The sequence below is a fragment of the Streptomyces sp. NRRL F-2664 genome (genome assembly GCF_000719345.1).
Taxonomy (GTDB): domain Bacteria; phylum Actinomycetota; class Actinomycetes; order Streptomycetales; family Streptomycetaceae; genus Streptomyces.
In genome coordinates this window covers 1-354 of sequence record NZ_JOFX01000426.1, presented here as the reverse complement: position 1 = coordinate 354, position 354 = coordinate 1, and the positions used below count along the sequence as shown (strand labels likewise).

Sequence of the window (354 nt, the reverse complement as noted above, 5' to 3'; positions counted from 1 at the left end):
CCCCCGGGCTGATCAAACCGAACAGTCTTGTTATGTACGGTCATCCGAGGTCATCGGACGCCCCGAACCGAGTCGCTAGTTGGTGGTGCCGGTGCCGCCGTTTTCCAGGGCGGTATTCAGCAGCTTGCGGGCACGGCCCACCATTTCGGCGGGCACCACCAGGGAGTACGACGCGGCGACGATCTGCATGACCGAGGTGAAGTCCTTGCGCCGGCGGCGGGCGGAGAAGGTAAAGAGGGAGAACAGCATGCCGAAGCCGGCACCGAGGAATACGGCGGCAGCGACGATCCCGAGGTTCAGGGTGGGGTTCATGATGACCAGGATCAGGCCCAGGAAGATTCCCATCCAACCACC

At 63.3% G+C, this 354-nt stretch carries 1 pseudogene; it reads right to left on the bottom strand.

Features of this window, described 5'->3' with window-relative positions:
• Positions 1–75: 75 nt before the first annotated feature.
• Positions 76–354: pseudogene (locus tag IF89_RS0136395) on the bottom strand (hypothetical protein); the annotation flags it as partial.